The sequence below is a fragment of the Stenotrophomonas nitritireducens genome (assembly GCF_001700965.1).
GTDB lineage: Bacteria > Pseudomonadota > Gammaproteobacteria > Xanthomonadales > Xanthomonadaceae > Stenotrophomonas > Stenotrophomonas nitritireducens_A.
The window spans coordinates 2443397-2465565 of record NZ_CP016756.1; the positions used below are offsets into that span (position 1 = coordinate 2443397).

13 protein-coding genes and 1 riboswitch are annotated in these 22169 nt (G+C 64.7%); of the genes, 6 read left to right on the forward strand and 7 right to left on the reverse strand.

From position 1 onward, the window contains the following. Window positions 1-6: 6 nt before the first annotated feature. Together BCV67_RS10240 and BCV67_RS10245 are read left to right on the forward strand one after the other, a co-directional pair. On the forward strand, window positions 7-1026 hold the full coding sequence (locus tag BCV67_RS10240; protein WP_172837738.1) for an OmpA family protein: 1020 nt from the start codon (window positions 7-9) through the stop codon (window positions 1024-1026). 495 nt (window positions 1027-1521) lie between these two features. Continuing rightward, on the forward strand, window positions 1522-4962 hold the full coding sequence (locus BCV67_RS10245) for a hybrid sensor histidine kinase/response regulator (protein ID WP_062170678.1): 3441 nt from the start codon (window positions 1522-1524) through the stop codon (window positions 4960-4962). 680 nt (window positions 4963-5642) lie between these two features. Here BCV67_RS10245 and BCV67_RS10250 read toward each other — a convergent pair. The 3 genes from BCV67_RS10250 to acs form a co-directional block, all read right to left on the reverse strand. Beyond that, window positions 5643-6251 (reverse strand): manganese efflux pump MntP family protein, encoded by a 609-nt coding sequence (locus tag BCV67_RS10250; RefSeq protein WP_062170676.1) that lies wholly within the window; start codon window positions 6249-6251, stop codon window positions 5643-5645. 7 nt (window positions 6252-6258) lie between these two features. Then, a riboswitch (yybP-ykoY riboswitch) is annotated at window positions 6259-6423 on the reverse strand. A gap of 590 nt (window positions 6424-7013) precedes the next feature. Next, on the reverse strand, window positions 7014-7679 hold the full coding sequence (locus BCV67_RS10255; protein WP_062170674.1) for a response regulator transcription factor: 666 nt from the start codon (window positions 7677-7679) through the stop codon (window positions 7014-7016). Window positions 7680-7926: 247 nt separating this feature from the next. Further along, complete coding sequence (acs, locus tag BCV67_RS10260) at window positions 7927-9870, reverse strand: acetate--CoA ligase (RefSeq protein ID WP_062170672.1); 1944 nt, start codon at window positions 9868-9870, stop codon at window positions 7927-7929. Between the two features lie 238 nt (window positions 9871-10108). Between acs and BCV67_RS10265 the strand changes: the two genes are divergently transcribed. The 4 genes from BCV67_RS10265 (at window position 10109) to BCV67_RS10280 (ending at window position 15459) form a co-directional block, all read left to right on the forward strand. After that, window positions 10109-11542 carry a DcaP family trimeric outer membrane transporter gene (locus tag BCV67_RS10265; protein ID WP_062170670.1) on the forward strand — a complete coding sequence of 478 codons (1434 nt, stop codon included), beginning with the start codon at window positions 10109-10111 and terminating at the stop codon, window positions 11540-11542. 152 nt (window positions 11543-11694) lie between these two features. Then, entirely contained in the window at window positions 11695-12012 is a 318-nt protein-coding gene (locus BCV67_RS10270; protein ID WP_062170661.1) for a DUF485 domain-containing protein, read from the forward strand. Beyond that, entirely contained in the window at window positions 12009-13730 is a 1722-nt protein-coding gene (locus BCV67_RS10275; protein ID WP_062170659.1) for a cation acetate symporter, read from the forward strand. The genes BCV67_RS10270 and BCV67_RS10275 overlap by 4 nt, the downstream gene beginning before the upstream one ends. Before the next feature lie 313 nt (window positions 13731-14043). Beyond that, a complete protein-coding gene (locus tag BCV67_RS10280; RefSeq protein ID WP_062170657.1) occupies window positions 14044-15459 on the forward strand; it encodes a coniferyl aldehyde dehydrogenase in 1416 nt (471 codons plus the stop codon). Between the two features lie 306 nt (window positions 15460-15765). Here the strand turns inward: BCV67_RS10280 and BCV67_RS10285 are convergent, their stop codons facing one another. The 4 genes from BCV67_RS10285 to BCV67_RS10300 form a co-directional block, all read right to left on the reverse strand. Then, complete coding sequence (locus BCV67_RS10285; protein ID WP_062171932.1) at window positions 15766-16728, reverse strand: transaldolase; 963 nt, start codon at window positions 16726-16728, stop codon at window positions 15766-15768. A gap of 13 nt (window positions 16729-16741) precedes the next feature. After that, on the reverse strand, window positions 16742-17935 hold the full coding sequence (locus tag BCV67_RS10290) for a CaiB/BaiF CoA transferase family protein (protein WP_062170655.1): 1194 nt from the start codon (window positions 17933-17935) through the stop codon (window positions 16742-16744). 164 nt (window positions 17936-18099) lie between these two features. Further along, window positions 18100-19956, reverse strand: coding sequence for a glycoside hydrolase family 127 protein (locus BCV67_RS10295; RefSeq protein ID WP_062170653.1), 1857 nt, complete (start codon window positions 19954-19956; stop codon window positions 18100-18102). Further along, entirely contained in the window at window positions 19953-22142 is a 2190-nt protein-coding gene (locus BCV67_RS10300; protein WP_082746650.1) for a formylglycine-generating enzyme family protein, read from the reverse strand. Before BCV67_RS10300 ends, BCV67_RS10295 begins: the two co-directional genes overlap by 4 nt. Between the last annotated feature and the right edge of the window lie 27 nt (window positions 22143-22169).

Here is a 22169-nt window from a genome sequence, read left to right on the forward strand (position 1 = left end):
GACACCATGACCGTTATGCAAACCAAGAACCGTCCGCTGCGCTGCGTGCTGGCAGTTGCTGTCTTCGCTGTTGCCGGTACCGCCGGCGCCCAGCAGACCCAGCTCAACCCGCAGGCCAAGCGCATCAGCGACGAAGCCATCCACGCCGATCTGCAGTCCTACGAAGCGACCCAGGGCCGCATCCAGGCATTGAACGATGGCGGTCGCCCGATCCGCGACTACCACCTGTCCAAGGCGCAGTGCTGGCTGGATGTGTCCTTCCACGAATACACCCGCAACGACCGCAGCGCCTTCCCGCAGGAAGCACTGACCGAGTCGGAGAAGCTGATCGTGGACATGGAGAACGGCGTCTCGCCGATCCCCACCGACACCGCCCTGGTCAACGACGCCAAGTACCTGCGTGCCGACCTCTGGCAGCGCCTGAAAGTCATCCACGGCACGCCGGGCTTTGCCTGTGCATCGCAGAAGGTGGCCTGTGGTGAAGTGGAGCTGGTGCACGCCGGCAACGAGTTCAACCAGCAGCAGTGGCGTCACTCCAAGCCGTATATCCAGATCGCCGAAGACCTGGTCAACGAGGCCGAGACTGCAGCCCGCCTGTGCGGCGTCGATCCGGCCGGCCCGGCGGTTGCACCGCTGGCAGCAGGCCCGCTGATCGCCAACGTGCTGTTCGAGTTCGACCGCGACGGCTACAAGGACATCCGCACCTATTCGCTGGAAAGCGTGGACCGCGCTTTGGCCACCATCGGCAACGAGAAGCGTGAACTGGCCGGGGTGACCCTGGTCGGCCATGCCGACCGCATGCAGGGCAATGGCTTCAACTACAACCAGGCGCTGTCCGAGCGTCGCGCCAAGACCGTGCGTGAGTTGCTGATCGGTCGTGGTGTGGCCGCTGACAAGATCCGCTACGAGTACCGCGGTGACACCCAGCAGGTGCAGCAGTGCGACGGCGTCAAGCCGCGTGCCGCACTGCTGGAATGCCTGCTGCCGAACCGCCGCGTGGAAGTGCGGTTCGAGCTGGCGCAGTAAGGTTTAGTTTGAAGTGCTGATCGACAACGCCCCGGCAACGCCGGGGCGTTGTTTGTTTGGGGGAGCCAAACACGCGTCGCCAACCGTGCATGCGCCAGGCTTTGCCCCCTCCCTTGCGCCGGAGGCGCAGGGGAGGGCGGGGGAGGGGGAGGCGAGCGCAGCTCGAAGCTTTGTGCTTCAGAAAGTACGTGGCGTGCCAAACGACAAGCGCGTCAACCGCCATCGCGAACAACACCCCTCCCCAACCCTCCCCTGTGCTGCGCACAAGGGAGGGAGCCAAGCCGCAGCCGAAGTAATCTCCTCGCGCTCGCAATCTGCCCCCGCCCTTGCGCAAGGCGCAGGGCAGGGCGGGGAGGGGTAGACGAGCGCAGCTCGAAGCTCCTTAGCTTTGGACAGCTCGAGTACGTCGCTCGCCAAGTCCGCCCAGCTGCCTCAAGAAGCCCCGATCCATCGGAATGGCTACACTGGCCCGGCTAAGTCGCATGGGAACTACCCTTGGTCTCCAGCTGGATCCTGCTCCTGGTCTCACTGTGCTACGCCGCGCTGCTGTTCGGCGTGGCCTGGTGGGGTGACCGCCGCCCGCTGTATCCGGACCGCCCGTGGCTGCGCCCGGTGGTCTACAGCCTGGCGTTGGCGGTCTATTGCTCGTCCTGGACCTTCTACGGTGCGGTCGGCTCGGCAGTGCGCTATGGCATCGGCTACCTGCCTATTTATCTTGGCCCGCTGCTGCTGCTGATTTTCGGCTGGCGCATCATCGAGCGGCTGGCGCTGATCGCGCGCAGCGAGAACGTGGTCTCCATCGCCGACTTCATTTCCTCGCGCTTCGGCCGCTCGCGGCGGCTGGCCGCGCTGGTCGCGTTGATCGCACTGATCGGCGTGGTGCCTTATCTGGCCTTGCAGTACAAAGCCGTCGCAATGAGCCTGCAGGTGCTGACCGGTGATGCCGCCGGCAAGGGCCTGCTGACCGATCCGGCGCTGTATGTGGCGCTGCTGATGGCCTTGTTCGCCATCCTGTTCGGCACCCGCCAGGTCGATGCCACCGAGCACCATTACGGCATGATGCTGGCCATCGCGGTCGAGTCGCTGATCAAGTTGCTGGCGATGGTGGCCATCGGCATATTCGCCTACGTCTGGCTCACCGACCGTGGCGATTCGGTGGTGCAGTCGGCACGCGCCTTGTTTGAAGGCATGCCGCCGGTTGGCTTTGTATCGCAGACATTGCTCAGTTTTCTTGCATTGATCTGCCTGCCGCGCCAGTTCCACGTTGCGGTGGTCGAATGCGGCAATGCCGGCGACGTACGCCGTGCGCGCTGGATGTTCGGCGGCTATCTGGTGCTGATCTCGTTGATGATCGTGCCCATCGCCACCGCCGGTGCGGCGCTGTTCGGCACCGGCCTGGCCTCGGACGACACTCTGGTGCTGGCCTTGCCGATGTCCGCCGGCAGCACCACCCTGGCGCTGATTGCCTATGTGGGCGGCTTCTCCGCCGCCACCGGCATGGTGATCGTGTCGTCGATCGCACTGGCGACGATGATCAGCAACGACCTGGTGATGCCGCTGCTGCTGCGCCGCAGTGGCGACCACAAAGAGGCTGCCAATGTCGCCTCGCGGGTGCTGTGGATTCGGCGCATGGCGATCGTGCTGCTGGCGCTGGTGGCCTATGGCTATTACCGCGGCAGCAATGACGACACCATGCTGGCCGCCTATGGATTGATGGCGTTCGCGGCGGTGGCGCAGTTCGCGCCGGGCCTGCTCGGTGGCCTGTACTGGCGCGGTGCGAGCCGGCGCGGTGTTGAAACCGGCATGTTGGTCGGCTTCCTGGTCTGGGCTTATACGCTGCTGTTGCCGGCGCTGAGCCACGGTGGCTGGTTGGATGCCAGCCTGCTGACGGAGGGGCCATTCGGCATCGGTTGGTTGCGACCACAGCAGTTGTTCGGCCTCACCGGTTGGGACCCGCTGACCCACGGCACCTTCTGGTCGCTGCTGATCAACACCGTGACGATGCTGGTGGTGTCGATGCGCTGGCGCCCTGATGTGGCCGAACGCCTGCGTGCGGCGCCGTTCCTGGATCCCTATGCCAAGCGCCCGGTGGTGGCGGGCGACTGGCCGGCGCACGTCAAGGTACGCGATCTGCTGGCCCTGGCCACGCGCGTGATCGGCGACAACCGTGCGCGGCGCTCTTTCGGCGAACAGGCGCAGTTGCTGGATCGCGAATTCCAGCCGGCCGCCGCCGCCGACCGCGTCTGGGTGCAGTTCACCGAGCGTTTGTTGGCCGCCTCCATCGGTGCCGCCTCCGCACGCCTGCTGCTGACCAGCCTGCTGCGCGGCTCGGGTATGGACCTGGGCGAAGTGGTGGCGGTGCTGGACGAGGCCGGGCAGGAACTGCGCTTCAATCGCGAGATTCTTTCAACCACGCTGGAGAACATCAGCGCCGGCGTCAGCGTGGTCGATCCGGAAATGCGGCTGACTGCATGGAACCGCCGTTATCAGCAGATGTTCGGCTATCCGGACGGCATGCTTTATGTGGGCCGCCCGGTTGCCGACCTGATCCGCTACAACGCCGAACGCGGTGAACTCGGCTCGGGTGACACCGAGGTGCAGATCAATCGCCGCATCGGCTATATGCGTGCCGGTTCGCCGCACGTGTTCGAGCGCACCGGTGCCGATGGCAAGGTGATCGAGCTGCGCGGCCAGGCATTGCCCGGCGGCGGTTATGTCACCAGCTACAACGACATCACCGATTTCAAGAACGCCGAGCAGGCGCTGCTGGAAGCCAACGAGAACCTGGAACAGCGCGTCGCCGAGCGGTCGCAGGCGGCTGAAGCGGCGCAGCAATCGAAGACGCGCTTCCTTGCCGCCATCAGCCATGACGTATTGCAGCCACTGAACGCGGCGCGCCTGTTTGCCTCGGCGCTGCGCGACAGCCTGCACGAAACCGACGAGCAACGGCATCTGGCCGAGCGTGTCGATGCCTCCCTGCGTGCGGCCGAAGAGCTGCTCGATGGCCTGCTGGATGTGTCACGCCTGGATGCAGGCGGTTTGCGCCCGACCATCACCGAGTTCGATGCCAGCGTACTGGTGCGCGAACTGGCGGCGCAGTACACGCCGGTGGCGGCGGGCCGTGGCCTGCGCCTGCACGTGTTCGCGCGCGCCGCCTGGGTGCGCAGCGACCGCCGCCTGTTGCGGCGCGTGCTGCAGAACTTCATGGCCAATGCACTGCGTTACACCCGTAGCGGCCGCATCGTGCTGGCGTTGCGCGTGCGCGGTGATGAGGTTGAACTGCAGGTGTGGGATACCGGCCCGGGCATCCCCGAGCACCATATGCAGCAGATATTCAAGGAGTTCCATCGCTACCAGCAGCCCTTCGACTGGGGCGAGCAGGGCCTGGGCCTGGGCTTGTCGATCTGCCAGCGCATCTCGCGCCTGCTCGACCACGGCTTGAACGCACGCAGCCAACCCGGCCATGGCAGCATGTTTTCCATCACCTTGCCGCGTGTGCCTACACCCACGGCGCCGGTGCCGGCCCCGCGTCAACAGACGGCATTCGGAGGCGATGACTCGCTGGCCGGCATGCGTGTGCTGTGCGTGGACAACGACCAGGAAATTCTCGACGGCATGCGTGCCTTGTTGGGCCGCTGGAAGGTGGAAGTGATCGCCGCCAGCACGGTTGACATGGCGCTGGAGAAATTGAGCGAGCAACCCGATGTGATGCTGGTGGATTACCACCTGCACGACCGGCTCGACGGCCTGGATACCCTGGTCGCCCTGCGCGAAGCCGCGCAACGGCCCTTGCCGGGTGCGCTGCTGACCGCCGATGGCCGGGACGAGCTCAAGCGCATGGCCCGCGAGCGCGGCTACCGCGTACTGACCAAGCCAGTGAAGCCTGCCTCACTACGCGCCTTCCTCACCGCGTTGAACGATCCACGCCGCCGCTAGCAGCCGAAACGGTAGTGCCGAGTCATGCTCGGCAGAGGCCTTACCGGTAGTGCCTCAACGCAGCATCGCTGCGCTCTGCCAAAACCACCCTCACCCCAACCCCTCTCCCGCAGGAGAGGGGCTTAAAGCGGAGTGCCGAGCCGTGCTCGGCAGAGGCTTCACCGGTAATGCCCCAGCGCAGCATGGATGCGCTCTGCCAAAACCACCCTCACCCCAACCCCTCTCCCGCAGGAGAGGGGCTTAAAACGTAGTGCCGAGCCATGCTCGGCAGAGGCTTCACCGGCAATGCCTCAACGCAGCATCGCTGCGCTTTGTCAAAACGACCCTCACCCCAACCCCTCTCCCGCAGGAGAGGGGCTTAAAGCGGAGTGCCGAGCCATGCTCGGCAGAGGCTTCACCGGTAATGCCCCAGCGCAGCATGGATACGCTCTGCCAAAGCCACCCTTACGCCAATGCCTCTCCCGCAGGAGAGGGGCTTAAAGCGTAGTGCCGAGCCATGCTCGGCAGAGGCTTCACCGGTAATGCCCCAGCGCAGCATGGCTGCGCTCTGCCAAAGCCACCCTCACCCCAACCCCTCTCCCGCAGGAGAGGGGCTTAAAACGTAGTGCCGAGCCATGCTCGGCAGAGGCTTCACCGGCAATGTCCCAGCGCAGCATCGCCGCGCTCTACAGGTTCGCGGCTTACACCGCTCCCACAACCTCGGCTGCCGCATGCAGGTGTTCGTACAGGATCGCGCAGCCGATGACGATCAGGATCACACCGCCGATGATTTCCGCGCGCTTGCCGACCAGTGCGCCCAAGGCGCGGCCGAGCATGATGCCGATGGTGACCATGGTCATCGTGCACAAGCCAATCACCAAGGCCACCACGCCGATATGCACATCCAGGAAAGCCAAGCCCACGCCGATGGCCATTGCATCGATGCTGGTGGCGAAGCCGGTGGCGGCCAGCGTCCAGAAACTCTTGTGCTGCTCGCCGGCCTCGTCGTTGGCGCTGTCAGCCTCGGTTTCGTCGTCGGGTTTCAGGCCGGCAATGATCATGTGCGCGCCGAGTACCCCCAGCAGGCCGAAGGCGATCCAATGATCGAAGGCCTGCACGTACTGCGACGCGGCGCGGCCCAGCAGCCAGCCGATGATAGGGGTGATGGCCTCGATGACGCCGAATATCAAACCTGCACGCAGCGCATCAAGCAGGCGTGGTTTGCGCATGGCTGCGCCCTTGCCGACGGCTGCCGCGAAGGCGTCGGTGGACATGGCGAAGCCGATCAGAACAATGGAGAGTGGTGACATCAGGATTACCGGGTCGGGCGGACACAAACGGCACACGCCGCGCCCAACCGTAGTTGCGCACGCATGCCGCTGGTCTCGCCAACCGGGTCTGGCTGCCCACACCACGGCGCAATGGCCGAGTATGTTGATGTGGGCGCTTCCATTGCTGGAAGCAGGCTACTCCCCAAGGGAGCGCGGATTGTAGCAGCAAGCTGCGGCGGTGGCAGGTCGTCCGGCTTGTAGGAGCGGCGTGAGCCGCGAAACCGGTGGATTCTGGGTGCCGGACACAACGCTATTCAGGAAGCTGGCTGTTGGGGGGGAGTTCCGCAAGCACGCTAGCTGCAGGTTCAGTGGTTTCGCGGCTTACGCCGCTCCTACAAAGACCGGGGGTTCATGCAGCGCTGTATGGCTGGCTGTTTGTGGGAGCGGTGTGAGCCGCGAAGCTGATGTATTCGGGTCGCCTGACACAGCGCCATTCATGAGTCTGGCTGTTTGATGATTGCCTGGAGAGACCATCTGCTCGCCATCTGCAGGTGCGGTTGCTTCGCGGCTTACGCCGCTCCTACAAAGACCGGGGGTTCATGCAGCGCTGTATGGCTGGCTGTTTATGGGAGCGGTGTGAGCCGCGAAGCTGATGTATTCGGGTCGCCGGACACAGCGCCATTCATGAGTCTGGCTGTTTGATGATTGCCTGGAGAGAAGGCCAGCCCGCTATCTGCAGGTTCAGTTGCTTCGCGGCTTATGCCGCTCCCACAAACTGCGGGGCTTGCCTTGCCTCGGCGCTCAGTCTTCTTCCGGCGGCAGCACGATGGCGTCGTCGTCGATGGCCAGCTTACCGGCCATCAGCACCGCCTGGGTGCGGTTGGTCACGCCGAGCTTGCGCAAGATGGCGGTGACATGGGCCTTGATGGTGGCCTCGGAGACGCCCAGGTCGTAGGCGATCTGCTTGTTCAAGCGGCCCACGCCCAGCATCTGCAGCACGCGGAACTGCTGTGGAGTCAGCTCGCGCAGGCGCTGGCCGACTTCGCGTTCTTCATTCGGGGTGGGCGGCACGTTGTGCGCCTCGGCCGGCGCCCAGCGCTCGCCATCGAGGATGGTGCCCAACGCATGGCCGATGGTGTCCGAATCGGCGGACTTGGGGATGAAACCAAAAGCGCCATGATCGAGTGCGCGCCGCATCACGGTGGCTTCCTCGCGTGCGGACACCACCACGATGGGCAGCTGCGGGTGCAGCGAACGCAGGTGCACCAGCGCGTTGAAACCTTGCGCGCCCGGCATGTTCAAGTCCATCAATACCAGGTCGGCGTCGGGGTGCTGCTCGGCGAGCGCGTACAAGGCCTCGACGCTATTGGCCTCCAACAGCTGCACGCCGGGTATGACGCGTTGCACCGCGCCCTTCAGGGCTTCGCGGAACAGCGGGTGGTCATCGGCAATGAGCAGGGTAGGCATGGGGGCAGGAACTAGGGGACAGGAAAGTAGGAACCAGAGAGAGCTGGAGCGGTGGAGCGGTGGAGCAGGAACTAGGGGCAGGAAAATAGGAACCAGAGAGAGCTGAAGCCGTGGAGCGGTGGAGCAGGAACTGGATGAAGCGGTGGTGCAGGGAACAGTCAGAGCCTACTCCCCGCACGAACCAGGAGCGAGCGGGGCCTGCTTTGGCCCGCACTCGTTCCTGGTTTCTGTTCACTGGTTGCTGGCCTTATCTGACCTTGCGCTCTTCCACCAGCGAGGCGACCACCGACGGATCGGCCAGCGTCGAGGTGTCGCCGAGCTGATCAGGCGCGTTCTCGGCGATCTTGCGCAGGATGCGGCGCATGATCTTGCCCGAGCGGGTCTTGGGCAGGCCCGGCGCCCACTGCAGGTGATCAGGCGCGGCGATCGGGCCGATCTCCTTGCGCACCCATGCCACCAGTTCCTTGAGCAGCTCATCGGTCTGCGCTTCGCCGGCAATCAGGGTGACGTAGGCATAGATGCCCTGGCCCTTGATCTCGTGCGGGAAGCCGACCACAGCCGCTTCGGCCACCTTCGGGTGCGATACCAGTGCGCTTTCCACTTCGGCCGTGCCGATGCGGTGACCGGAGACATTCATCACGTCATCGACGCGGCCGGTGATCCAGTAGTAACCGTCTTCATCGCGACGGCAACCGTCGCCGGTGAAGTAGCTGCCCGGGTAGGTGCGGAAATAGGTGTCGATGAAACGCTGGTGGTCACCGTAGACGGTGCGCATCTGGCCCGGCCACGAATCGCGGATGATCAGGTTGCCCTCGGTGGCGCCTTCCAGCGCTTCGCCATCGGCGCTGACCAGCGCCGGCTGCACGCCGAAGAACGGCAGCGTTGCCGAACCCGGCTTCAGGTCGGTTGCACCCGGCAGCGGCGAAATCAGGATGCCGCCGGTTTCGGTCTGCCACCAGGTGTCCACGACCGGGCAGCGTGCATCGCCCACTACGTCGTAATACCAGCGCCAGGCTTCCGGATTGATCGGCTCACCGACGCTGCCGAGCAGGCGCAGGCTCTTGCGCGAGGTGCGCTTGACCGGCGCTTCGCCATCGCGCATCAGCGCACGGATGGCGGTGGGCGCGGTGTAGAAGATGGTGACCTGGTGCTTGTCGATCACCTCCCAGAAACGCGAAGTGTTCGGATAATTCGGCACGCCTTCGAACATCACCGAGGTGGCGCCGTTGGCCAGCGGCCCATAGACGATGTAGCTGTGGCCGGTGACCCAGCCGACGTCGGCGGTGCACCAGTAGATGTCGTCCTCGCGCAGGTCGAACACCGCTTCATGGGTATAGGCTGCATACAGCAGGTAACCACCGCTGGTGTGCAGCACGCCCTTGGGCTTACCGGTGGAGCCGGAGGTATAGAGGATGAACAGCGGATCCTCGGCGTTCATGCGCTCCGGTTCGCACTCGGTCGGCTGGGTGTCGACCACATCGTGGAACCAGCGGTCGCGCGGTGCCTGCATGTCCACCGCGCCGCCGGTGTGGCGCACCACCAGCACGGTTTCAACGGTGTTGGTGCCGGGCAGCTTCAGCGCGGCATCGACGTTGGCCTTCAGCGGCACTTTCTTGCCACCGCGCAGGCCTTCGTCGGCGGTGATGATCAGCTTGCTGGCGCAGTCACCGACGCGGTCGGCAATGGAGTTGGCGGCAAACCCACCAAACACCACCGAATGGATGGCGCCGACACGGGCGCAGGCCAGCATCGCCACCGCCGCATCGACGATCATCGGCAGGTAGATGGTGACGCGGTCACCCTTCTTGATGCCGAGATTGCGCAGGGCGTTGCCCAGGCGGCAGACGCGCTCATGCAGCTCGCGGTAGGTGACCTTCTGCGCCGGGCTGTCCGGGCCATCGGGCTCGAACAGGATGGCGGTCTTGTCACCGCGCGTGGCAAGCTGCCGGTCCAGGCAGTTGACGCTGACATTGAGCTCGCCGTCCTCGAACCACTTGATGCGGAAATCGTCGAGCTTGTAGCTGACGTTCTTGATCCTGGTCGGCTTCTTGAACCAGTCCAGCCGCTCGGCGGCCTTGGCCCAGAACACATCGGGGTTTTCGACCGATTCGCGGTACAGCTGCTGGTACGTGTTCTTGTCGATCCGTGCCTTCGCGGCGAATGCGGGATCAACGGGATATACATCAGTCATGGCAACCCTCACCTTTGCACTTGTAACCAATGAATGAGCCATGTCGTGGGACAGGGCCGGACACCCCAAGTGTGCCGCATCCACCCCACGTCGCGCTGCATCTTCTGTTAGACGATGGTCGAACAGACGCCTGCTTACGACTAATGGCGAATAGCCGCACGCCGCCCTCGCCGCGCACGCTGGCTGCGACCGTGCAACCGGTGCGGCCCGTTCGCCAGCCTGGAGAGAGGCAGTCCCAATGAATCGAAACATCTTGAAAACGGCCCGCCGGCCGCTCGCCGCCGCGCTGTTTGTCGCGCTGGTTGCGCCAGGTATGGCGTTCGCTGAAACCGCCAAGGAAAAGGCACTGGAAGCGCGTGTAGCCGATCTTGAACGGCAGGTGCAGCTGTTGCTGTCCACCCAGCAGCAACAGCAGGGCGCCATTGCCCAGACCCAGAGTGAAGTGGTGCAGGTGCGCAGTGCACAGGCCGAGCGCGTTGCCGCGCCGGCGGTGCCGGCCGGCAAGCAGCCGATCCAGATCACCACCATCACCCCGGGCGCGGCGCCGGGCACCACCTTCAAGGTGGGCGGCTTCATCAAGGCCGATTTCCTGGCCACCCGTACCGGTGACGGCCAGCTGGCCGACGATGCCACCGGCCGCGCGCTGTACCTGCCGGGGCAGACCCCGGTGCACGGCGCAGGCGGCAGCGGCAAGGCATCGTCCGTGGATTACAACGCGCACGCCAAGTTCTCGCGCTTCAACCTGGGCGTGGACCATGTGGCCGACAACGGCGACAAGGCGGGTGCGTTCCTGGAGATGGATTTCTTTGGCAACTCACTGGGCAACCAGACCGCCACCAACACCTATGGCGTCACCGTCCGCCACGCCTACATGTACTGGAACAAGTGGCTGGCCGGCCAGACCTGGTCCAACTTCATGGATGCGGCCTCCATTCCGGAAGCCGCTGACTTCGTCGGCCCCACCGATGGCGTGGTGTTTGTGCGCCAGGCGCAGATCCGCTACACCACCGGCGGCCTGAGTGTTGCCCTGGAAAACCCGGAAACCACCACGCTTACCGGCGCCTACAACCCGGTGACCGGCAAGTGGAACGTGCCGGGGGTGGCCAACTCCGACCGTGGCTCGATGCCCGACCTGACCGTGCGTTACGGCTGGAAGGGTGACTGGGGCACCTTCGGTGTGGCCGGCCTGGTGCGCCAGCTCAAGCTCGACAACCAGCTCACCGGCGCCGACGCCAGCAAGGTGGGCGGCGGTGTCACCGTCGGCGGCAAATGGCTGATGGGCGATACCGACACCCTGCATTACCAGCTGACCGGCGGCGAAGGTATTTCCCGCTACATCGGCCTGGGCATCACCGCCGATGGCGGCTATGACGCCCTGCGCGACGAGATCGACCCGACCGGCGTGATTGCCGGCTACGTGGGTTGGCGCCACGCCTTCACCCCGAAGCTGCGTACCAACCTGATCTACGCACGCAGCGACTACGACAACGATGCCTCCATCACCGGCGACCTGGTGACCAAGAGCGTGCAGTCGATCCGCGGCAACATCTTTTACACCCCGATGCCCAAGGTCGATGTCGGTGCGGAGTTGATGTACGGCGTACGCGAGATCGAGAACGGCAAGAAGGGCGATATCAGCCGCGTGCAGTTCACCACCAAGTACAGCTTCTGAGCCATACGTTGCCGGCGGTGTGCAACCGCCGGCAACGCGCCTGAAAACGCAGCACGCCCCATCTCCCTACCCCCACGGGGAGCACTCATGTGACCGTCAAGGCATGTTCCGCATGCCGTGGCGTTCGTATTCCCAACACCTGGAGAATTCCGATGAATGCTTCCGTCGATCCCCGTGTAGAGCGGATCGCCTCCAACCCGAAGTACCAACGGTTGCGCAGCACGCGCAACAAGCTGGGCTGGTTCCTGACCATCCTGATGTTGCTGGGTTACTACGGTTATATCGGCCTGATCGCCTTCGACAAGGCCTTCCTGGCCACGCCGATCGGTGCCGGCAAGATCACCACGGTCGGCATCCCGATCGCGTTGGGCTTGATGGTGTTCACCATCGCCATCACCGGCTTCTACGTGCGCCGTGCCAACAAGGAATTCGACAAGTTGACCGAAGAGATCGTGGAGGAAGCACAATGAACCACTCCGTCCTCCGATCGGGCGCGCTGCTCGGTCTGCTGATCGCCAGCGGTGCGGCCATGGCCGCCGGTGGCGACATCGGCCAGACCGTGCGCCAGCCCACCAACTGGACCGCGATCATCATGTTCGCGACCTTCGTGCTGTTCACCCTGGGCATCACCAAGTGGGCTGCCGGCCGCACCAAGTCCGCGTCCGATTTCTACACGGCCGGTGGCGGCATCACCGGTTTCCAGAATGGCCTGGCCATCGCCGGTGACTACATGTCGGCGGCCTCGTTCCTGGGCATCACCGCTGCGGTGATGACCAATGGTTACGACGGCCTGATCTACGCGCTGGGCTTCCTGGTGGGTTGGCCGATCCTGACCTTCCTGATGGCAGAGCGCCTGCGCAACCTCGGCCGCTTCACCTTTGCCGACGTCGCCGGCTACCGCTTCCAGGCCAAGCCGATCCGCATGTTCGCGGCCTCCGGCACGCTGGTGGTGGTGCTGTTCTACCTGATCGCACAGATGGTTGGCGCCGGTGCGTTGATCAAGCTGCTGTTCGGCCTGGACTACTGGATCGCAGTGGCGCTGGTCGGCGTGTTGATGATGGTCTACGTGCTGTTCGGCGGCATGACCGCAACCACCTGGGTGCAGATCATCAAGGCCTGCCTGTTGCTGTCCGGCGTGACCTTCATGGCCGTGATGGTGATGTGGCACTTCAACTTCAGCTTCGAAGCGCTGTTCAGCGAGGCGGTGCGGGTCAAGACCCAGATCGCGGCCAACGGCGGCAAGAATGCGGAGGAAGCGGCCAGTACCGGCTTGGCGATAATGGGGCCTGGCGGCTTCGTCAAGGATCCGATCTCGGCCATCTCCTTCGGCATGGCGCTGATGTTTGGTACCGCCGGCCTGCCGCACATCCTGATGCGCTTCTTCACCGTTCCCGATGCCAAGCAGGCGCGCAAGTCGGTGCTGTGGGCAACCACCTGGATCGGCTACTTCTACATCCTGATCTTCATCATCGGCTTCGGTGCGATCGCACTGGTGCTGACCAACCCGGAGTATGCGGACCCGGTCACCGGCACCATCCAGGGCGGCCCGAACATGGCAGCCGTGCTGGTCGGCAAGGCCGTCGGCGGCAACCTGTTCATGGGCTTCATCTCGGCCGTGGCGTTCGCCACCATCCTGGCCGTGGTCGCTGGCCTGACGCTGTCCGGTGCATCGGCGGTGTCGCATGACCTGTATTCCACGGTCATCAAGAAGGGCAACCCGGAGCCGGGTTCGGAGCTGCGTGTGTCGCGCATCACCACCTTGGCATTGGGCGTGATCGCGGTGCTGCTGGGTATCGTGTTCGAGAAGCAGAACGTGGCCTTCATGGTGTCGCTGGCCTTCGCCATCGCCGCATCGGCCAACTTCCCGGTACTGATCCTGTCGCTGCTGTGGAAGGACTGCACCACCCGCGGCGCGGTGATTGGTGGCTCGCTGGGCCTGGCCTCGTCGCTGATCCTGACCCTGCTGTCGCCGTCGGTATGGGTGGACACGCTGGGCAATGCGGCCGGCAGTGCGCCATTCCCGTACACCAGCCCGGCGTTGTTCTCGATGACGATTGCCTTCGTCAGCATCTGGTTCTTCTCGATCACCGACAAGAGCAAGAATGCACAGGCCGAGCGTGCCGCCTACCCGGCACAGCAGGTGCGTGCGGAAACCGGCATTGGTGCGAGCAAGGCTTCGTCGCACTGATTGGATAAGTAGTGCGTAATGCAAAGGCCGCCTCCGCAAGGGGGCGGTTTTTGTTTGATGCGAAGAGAACCCTTCCCAACCCTCCGCTGCGCGTTGCGCAAGGGAGGGGGCAAAAGCGGCGCGCACGGGGGGCTGACAGGTCACGCGCTTCGCTTCCTTCCGTGCGCAACGCGCAGCGGAGGGTTGGCGAGAGGTAGCAGCTCCACCGCCTTCGCTCCCGACGGCGCGCAGCCCATCACGCAAGCCCAGCAAGCTTCGCTTCACCTCCCGTCGCGGCTCGGTTTACAGTGGCCGCTGACCTTGGGGAGGCACCATGGATCCACAGACCGACGGTTCGACCAATCTGCAGCGGCAGCTGATGCAGCTGCGCGAAGCCTGGCAGCAACACAAGCCGGACTACGACCAGCGCCGCGACGATCTGCGCCGCTTGCGTGCGGTATTCAAAACGCGCATTCCGGCGATGACCGAGGCCATCGCCGCCGATTTCGGCCACCGCTCCAGACACGAATCGGTGATTGCCGATGGCATGACCGTCACCGGTGAAATCGACCATCTGCTCTCGCACCTGCGTGGCTGGATGCGGCCGGAGCGGATTGGCGTGGGCTGGCGCTTCTGGCCGGCGCGGGCGCAGGTGCGGCCGCTGCCGGTGGGCGTGGTCGGGGTGATTTCGCCCTGGAACTACCCGGTCAATCTGGCATTGGTGCCGCTGGCCACCGCGATTGCCGCCGGCAACCATGTGATGCTCAAGCCGTCGGAACATACGCCGAACAGTTCTGCCTTCCTGCAATCGCTGCTGGCCGAGGTGTTTCCCGCTGATCGCGTGGCGGTGGTGCAGGGTGACGCCGGCGTGGCCTCCGCGTTCTCGGGCTTGCCGTTCGACCATCTGGTGTTTACCGGCTCCACCGCGATCGGTCGCAAGGTGATGGCTGCCGCCGCGCAGCACCTGACCCCGTTGACGCTGGAGCTGGGTGGCAAGTCGCCGGCACTGATCGCCGCCGACTATCCGCTGGACGGCGCCGCCGCACGGCTGGCCACCGGCAAGTGGTTCAACGCCGGGCAGACCTGCATCGCGCCGGACTATGTGCTGATCGACGAGGGCCGGGTAGATGCACTGGTTGCCGCGTTGCGTGCGCAGGTGCAACTGCGTTATGGCGATTTCAGCGATGCGGGTGATTACAGCCGCATCATCAACGAGGGCCAGTACCAGCGCCTGCAAGGCTATGTGGACGATGCGCGCGCGCGCGGCCTGCAGGTGCTGCCCTTGGCCGACATCGATGCGGAACGCTCGCGGCGCGAGCGCCTGTTCCCGCCGACCTTGATCCTGCAGCCGGGTGATGACGCCACGGTGATGCAGGACGAGATCTTCGGGCCAATCCTGCCGATCCGCAGCTATCGCTCGCTGGATGAGGCCATCGCCACCATCAATGGCCGTGACCGTCCGCTGGCCTTGTATCCCTTCAGCCATGACAAGGCGACGGTGGAGAAGATCGTCGGCCAGACACTGGCCGGTGGTGTCACCGTCAACGACACCTTGCTGCACTTCGCGATCAACGGCCTGCCATTTGGTGGCATTGGGGCCAGCGGCATGGGCGCGTACCACGGCAAGGCCGGGTTTGATGCGATGAGCAAGCGCTTGCCGGTGCTGTGGCAGACGCGGCGCGCGGGCAGTGATCTGCTGCGTCCGCCGTATTCCAGGGTGGCGCGTTTCATCGAGATGATTTCGCGCTGAGGTAGAAAATCCGCAGCCCGGCACAGGGGGCCGGCTGCGGTGACACCGGCACGAGGGAGAGGGAGCCGGGTGTCGAAAAGATTGGTGAAGCCTGAAGTGTGAAGCCTGCAAAAAGCATGCGATCTGAAAGCCCCTCTACCGTTCACGGGAGAGGGGTTGGGGTGAGGGCGCTCTTAAAGCACGTGGAGCAAAAGCTTTTAAAGCTCTTAAAGCTCTTAAAGCTTCCCCTCATCCGGCCTTCGGCCACCTTCTCCCGCAGGCGGGAGAAGGGAGTGGTCAGGCGTTTTCTATATCTGCTGGCTTCGCTCAGCCGCCCAGCTCATCCGCAATCCGCTGACGCAGGGTCTGCAGATCCTTGGCAAACGCTTCAATACCGGTAGCCAGCTTTTCCGTAGCCATCGGATCGACCGCCATATCGGCATCAAACTTCGCTTCATCAATCGCCGCCACGTTCACTGCTTCGGCAGCACCGGCCACCAGCTTGCGCGGCAGCTTGCCGAAATCAGCGTCCAGCTTCTCCAGCAGGTCCGGCGAAATCGTCAGACGGTCGCAGCCGGCCAGCGATTCAATCTGCGCGGTCGAGCGGAACGATGCGCCCATCACCACCGTGCTGGAGCCGCGGCGCTTGAACTCGGCAAACACGCCGCGCACGAACTGCACGCCCGGGTCTTCGTCGATGCTGGCCGGGGTTTGGCCGTTGGCCACGTACCAGTCCAGGATGCGGCCGACGAACGGCGAAATCAGGAAAGCGCCGGCTTCCGAACAGGCCAAGGCCTGGGTCGGGTTGAAGATCAGGGTCAGGTTGCAGTCGATGCCCTCGGCCTGCAGCACGCGGGCGGCTTCCACGCCGGCCCAGGTGGCGGCAATCTTGATCAGCACCTTGTCGCGCGGCACGCCGGCCGCTTCGTACATGGCGATGAATTCGCGCGCCTTGGCAATCGTCGCCTCGGTGTTGTGGGCCTGGTCGGCATCCACTTCGGTGGAAACACGGCCCGGCACCAGCTCGGCCAGCATCGTGCCGACGCCGACAGTCAGCCGATCAACCACGGCGTTGGCAACAGCTTGCTTGTCACCGGACTGGGCCCGGCCCCACTGCAGCTCGCGCTCGATCAGGCCGGCATAGACCGGCAGGTCGAGGGCTTTCTTCACCAGCGTCGGGTTGGTGGTGCAGTCGACCGGGCGCAGGCGCTTGATGGCGTCGTAATCACCGGTGTCGGCAACGACGACGGACAGTTCGCGCAGCTGCGCGAGCTTGGATGCATTGCTCATGATCTGCTCCGGATCAGGCGGGGGTATCGCCATCATCGACGGCGGCGATGACAGCGGCGGTGTCCTGGTCGAAGGTCGGCGCAGCGAAGGGCTGCGGGCCGGGGGTGCGACCAAACACGATGGGACGGGTGATGCCGCGGTAGCTGCCCAGCAGCGGGTGCGGCAGCGTGGTGATCATTTCCTCGGCCAGCACCTGCGGGTGGTCGAACATGTCTTCGACCTTGCGCGCGGCCGCGCACGGCACGTCCTCGCCAAACAGGGTTTCCCACTCCAGCGCGCTGCGTGCGGCCAGCGCGGCGTGCAGCTTGGCCAGCAGTTCGTCGGAATGTTCGGCGCGCTTGCGCACGGTGTCGTAACGCGGATCGCTGCCCATTTCCGGCAGGCCGATCTTGTCGCACAGCGCCTGCCAGAAACGCGGCGTATTGGCCGAGATGTAAAGGTGGCCACGCGCGGTCGGGTGGATGCCGGTGACACCACCCGAGCGCATGTCGCGGCCCACGCCTTCCGGCTCGCCTTCGGCCCAGATCATCCGCGCAGACTGCATGGTCAAGGCGCTGCGCAGCAGCGATACGCCCACATACTGGCCTTCGCCACTGCGTTCGCGTTCAAACAATGCCGAAGACACACCGGCGGCCACCAGCGCCGCGGCGTAGTAGTCAACCACCGAGCCGTACAGGATCTCCGGCGCGCCGCCGGGCTTGCCCTGCATCGCGCACATGCCGGTCATGGTCTGCAGCACCTGGTCGTAGCCGGCCTTGTCCTTGAGTGGACCACCCTCGCCATAACCGGTGACCGCGCAGTACACCAGGCGCGGGTTGATCTTGTTCAGGCTTTCGAAGTCGATGCCAAGGCGGGCCGGAACGCTGGGGCGGAAGTTGTGCACCAGCACGTCGGCTTCGCGCACCAGGCGCATCAGCACCGCGCGCTGGTCGGTTTCCTTCAGGTCCAGCACCACGCCGCGCTTGGAGCGGTTCACGCCGAGGAAGGCGCGGCTTTCCGCTTCCAGCGTGGACGGGTACTTGCGCAGGTTGTCACCAACCGGCGGCTCCACCTTGATCACTTCGGCGCCCTGGTCGGCCAACAGCGTGCAGCCGTAGGGACCGGCGATATAGGCGCTCAGGTCCAGCACGCGCACGCCGCTGAGCGGGCCGCGGGCGCCTTCGCGCTGGGCGATGTCGAACGGTGATGGGTTGTGACTTGCTGACATGGGCTGCACTCGAATCCTTGATTGCAGTTTCCTCCCGGTGGCTGGGAAGAAACATATCGTGCGGGTATTTTCAGCGAGGACAAAAAACAGGTATCGCCTTGTCATCGCCTTCATCATTGCCGCTGTCCGCACCGTGCAGGGTGCCAGACAGCGGCGAGACAGGCTTACTGCGGTGCCAGTGACAGCCAGCTCAGGCGCCACACATCGTGTTCGCGGCCACCACAGCGGTAGTACGGCTCGAACACCAGCGGTGCGCGGCATTCCAGCTGCATCGTCACCGTAGCGCCTTCACCGGCGTCTTCGCCCACCTGCAGCCAGCGCGACGGATCACCTGCAGGCAGCTTCACCGTTTCATCGGTCTTGAAGCCGTCGATCAAACCGGTCGCATACACCAGCGGGCCGTAGCTCAGGCCGACGTATTCCCAGCGCAGCACTTCCTGCGCCACCGGCGAACCGTCCGGTGCGCGCGATTCCTGCACGTTGATGTTGGCCGCACGGTGCAGCTGTGGCTGCATCGGCAGCTGCAGGCTGACCAGATCACCGGCCTGCCACTGGTGCTGCAGCTGCACGTAGCCATCGGCACCGGCCTGCACCGGCACGTTGACGCCATTGACCTGGATGCGCGCATCCTCTGCCCAGGCCGGAATGCGCAGGCCGATGCCGAAGCTGGCGCTGTGCTCGGGGCTGACGCGCAGGCTGATCTCGCCACTGAACGGATAGCGGGTCTGCTGCTGCAGCACCACCGCGCCGGCATCGGCATGGTTGAGCGTGGCTTCGCCGGGGCCGTACAGGTTCACCCGCAGGCCGCCGTCGGCGGCGATGCCATAGGCGATCTGCGGCAGCTCTTCCACCGCCATCGCGCCGGAGGATTTGCAGCAGCGCCAATACGTGGTGTGCACGCGCTTGCCGTTGGGGAAGGTGTAGTAACACCAGTCCTCGCCGTTCGGCGCCATCGCTGCCAGCAGGTCGTTGTAGGCGGTGCGTTCCAGCTCGTCGGCATAGCGTGCGTGGCCACTGATGGCCAGCAGCTCGCGGTTGAGCTGCATCCACGCCAGCACCGAGCAGGTTTCCACATAGGCCTGCGGGAAGAACGTGCGCGGTGCGTTGAACACTTCGCGTGAGCGATGCGCCACGCCGCCCCACGGGCCGCCACCCAGGGTCAGGTGCTGCTCGCGGATGTTGTTCCACAGATTGTCGATGGCCAGCTTGTAATCCGCCTTGCCGGTGGCCTTGTACAGCTTGGCCAGGCCGACCAGGTTCCACGACAGCTGGTAGGCCTTGCCTGTGGCGATGAAGGCCGCGTCTTCGTTGGCGATGCCCTTGTCGAGCAAGGCCAGGCGCGGGTTGGCGTTGGCCTGCTGCAGGATCTTTTCGGCCAATGCGAGATAACGCGGCTCGCCGGTGACCAGGTACAGGTCGGCGGCCGGGTCCAGCAGCACCGTCGCCGACATGCCGTGGTGGTTGCCCAGGGTGGTGATGTCGATGCCAGATTCCAGCGCCTGCCAGCACAGGTCGGCGATGCGCCGCGCGGCTTGCAGGTAGCTGTCGTCACCCAGCGCACGCCAGGTTTCGAGGAAGCCGAGGATCAGGTAACTGTGGGTCCAGATGTCCCAGGTGCGCAGCGCCGGTTCGCCGTTCCAGCTTTCAGGCTTGGGCGGCTGCGGCACGGTGAAGCGGCGGTCGGCGGCGTAGTTGCCCAGATAGCCATCCTCGTCCTGCTGGCTGATCAGCCAATCGGCGACGCGGCGCAGATTGGCTTCCAGCTCGGGCTGGCTGCCTTGCGCCACTGCGCGTGCGGTGGCCGACAACCACTTGCCGGCGTGCTCGCCGTACCAGTCGCCTTCCTGGTTCTGCTGCTTGTGGGCCTGGCCGAAGATGCTGATCGACGGGCTGTGCTCATCAACGATGAAGTGGCTCAGGCGGCCGCTGCGGTTGGCTGCCAGCATCTGCCCGAACATGCCATCGAGCTTTACCGCCGCCGGTGCGATCAACTGCTGGCCGCTGCTGATGGCCGCACTCATGCCGCGTCCACCACGCAGCGGAAGCCGAGCATGCCGCTGCGGTCCTTGGCCGGTGCCATCAGCAGGTATTTGCCGTGCTGGTCCAGACGATAGGCCTGCGGGAAGTACCAATGCGAGGTCTGCGGCTGGTAGCTGGAGCCGCCGCGCAGGATCGCCGCACGGGTGTGCTCGTCGCTGAATTCATCGGTCCACTGCCACACATTGCCGACCAGATCCTCGACGCCGAACGGGCTGGCGCCCTGCGGATGTGCATCGACATCGGCCGGTGCCAGCAGGCGGCGGCCACGGTTGACCTGCGGCACACGGGCGGCATCCCAGTCGTTGCCCCACGGATAGCTGCGGCCATCGTTGCCCTGTGCGGCGTACTGCCATTCCCATTCGTGTGGCAGGCGCTTGCCGGCCCACGCGGCGTAGGCGCGTGCGTCTTCCAGCGACACCCAGATCACCGGTTTGTTGTCCCAGCCGGCACGCGGTGCGCCATCCACCCAGTGTGCGAGGAAGTTGATGTCATCGGCCGGGTGATAGCCAGTGGCGTCGATGAAGGCCTTGAACTGCGCGTTGGTGACCGGATGGCGGTCGATATGGAACGCGTCCATCTGCATCAACTTGCGGTGATGGCGACGCGGGCAGTCTTCCCACGGGAACTGCACGTCCTGGCCAGCCCAGTTGAAGCCTTCGATTTCCACACCGCCAACGGCGAACACGAACTCGCCGGCCGGGATGGTGACCATGCCGGCTGGTGCTGTGGCCTGTACGGTGGTGGCGGGAATCTCGCGCAACTGCTGCGGGATCGCCTTCCATGCGCCGGAGAAACTGTTGAGCGGCTGCGTGGCGCGCTTGGCGGCGGCAATCAGGAAGGCATCCAGACCCTCGACAGCAGCGCCCGGCTGCACGCTCAGCACCGCGCCAAAGCCGCGGGCTTCCATCGGCAGCTCGATGATGGCCAGGCCATCACGCACCGCCGGCGACAGCTCCACGCCGTGCCAGACATCGTAGTAACGGGTGCCGTCGACATGCGGCAGACCAATCTGCTCGCCATTGACTGCGTATTCGTTACGGTTGATCAAGGTGTGCAGGCACAGGCCGTCGACCGGGAACTTGCTGGCGAAGATGCCGCCCTGGTAGCAGACCTGGTAGGGCTCCCACTCCATCGCGACAATCAGCGCCGGGAACTGGCGGTAGATCGCGGCGATGCGGCGCAGGGTTTCGCCATCGCGCGCGGTGAACTGGTTCCAGATGCCCCAGATGTTTTCCCAGGCGTTGTAACCGATGCCGTTGAAGAAGCAGTACTGCAGGTCGTGGTTGCGGTTTCGCCCCCAGCGGTTCTCGTAGTTGACCATGTGGCGCGGCTCCAGCCACTTCCACTTGGACACCGGCGGCACCGGGCCATCGGGTGCCTTCTTGCCCCAGCTCTGCACGTTCCAGATCAGCTGCTCTTCGGAGCTGATGGTGGATTCGGGCTGCACCACCACCGGGTTGCCGTTGGCATCGCAGGCGTCGAAGAACGCGCGCGGCACGCCGTTGAAGGTGTCACCGTTGATGCCGTCGGCACCGGTGGCCTTGATAATTTCAGCCAGGCCATCCCAATGCGTCACGCCCGGATCGCGGGTGCCGTGATCCCAGGGCTTGGCCGGCAGGAACACGCGCACGCCACGCTTCTGGAATGCCTTTACGGCAGCGGTCAAACCTTCGAGGCCGCCCGGCAATGTGTGCGCCAGATCGAACTGGTTACGGTCGTCGATGCCGATGTTCGGGTAGATGTACCAGATCAATACCGAGTCCAAACCGCCGAAGCGTTTGATCAGATCGTCCAGGTACTTGTCGACGGTGTACTGCGCGGTTTCCACGTCGAAGAAATAGCGGTCCTCGACCATCATCTGCGCGTGCACGAAGTTGCGCTGCGCCCATTGCAGTTCCGGGCGGCGGTAATTCACATCGGTATAGCCGATGCGCACCAGGTGTTCCTGGCGCCAGTCCTTCAGCTCGGTCAACCAATCCGCAGCGCTGGCATTGGCGTCGATCATCCAGCTGCCGATATCGGCGAACGGCCACGCCGGTGCCTTGCCCGGGGTGGGCAGGTAGCGGCCGGTGGTGACGTGCGAGAACTTGTACTCGGTATGGATCGCCTCACGCCCGTGATCGGGGGAATCGTTGTCGTAATCGGGTGCGGGGTAGGGCGAAGTCATGGCAGTCATCCAACAAAAACGGGGAGG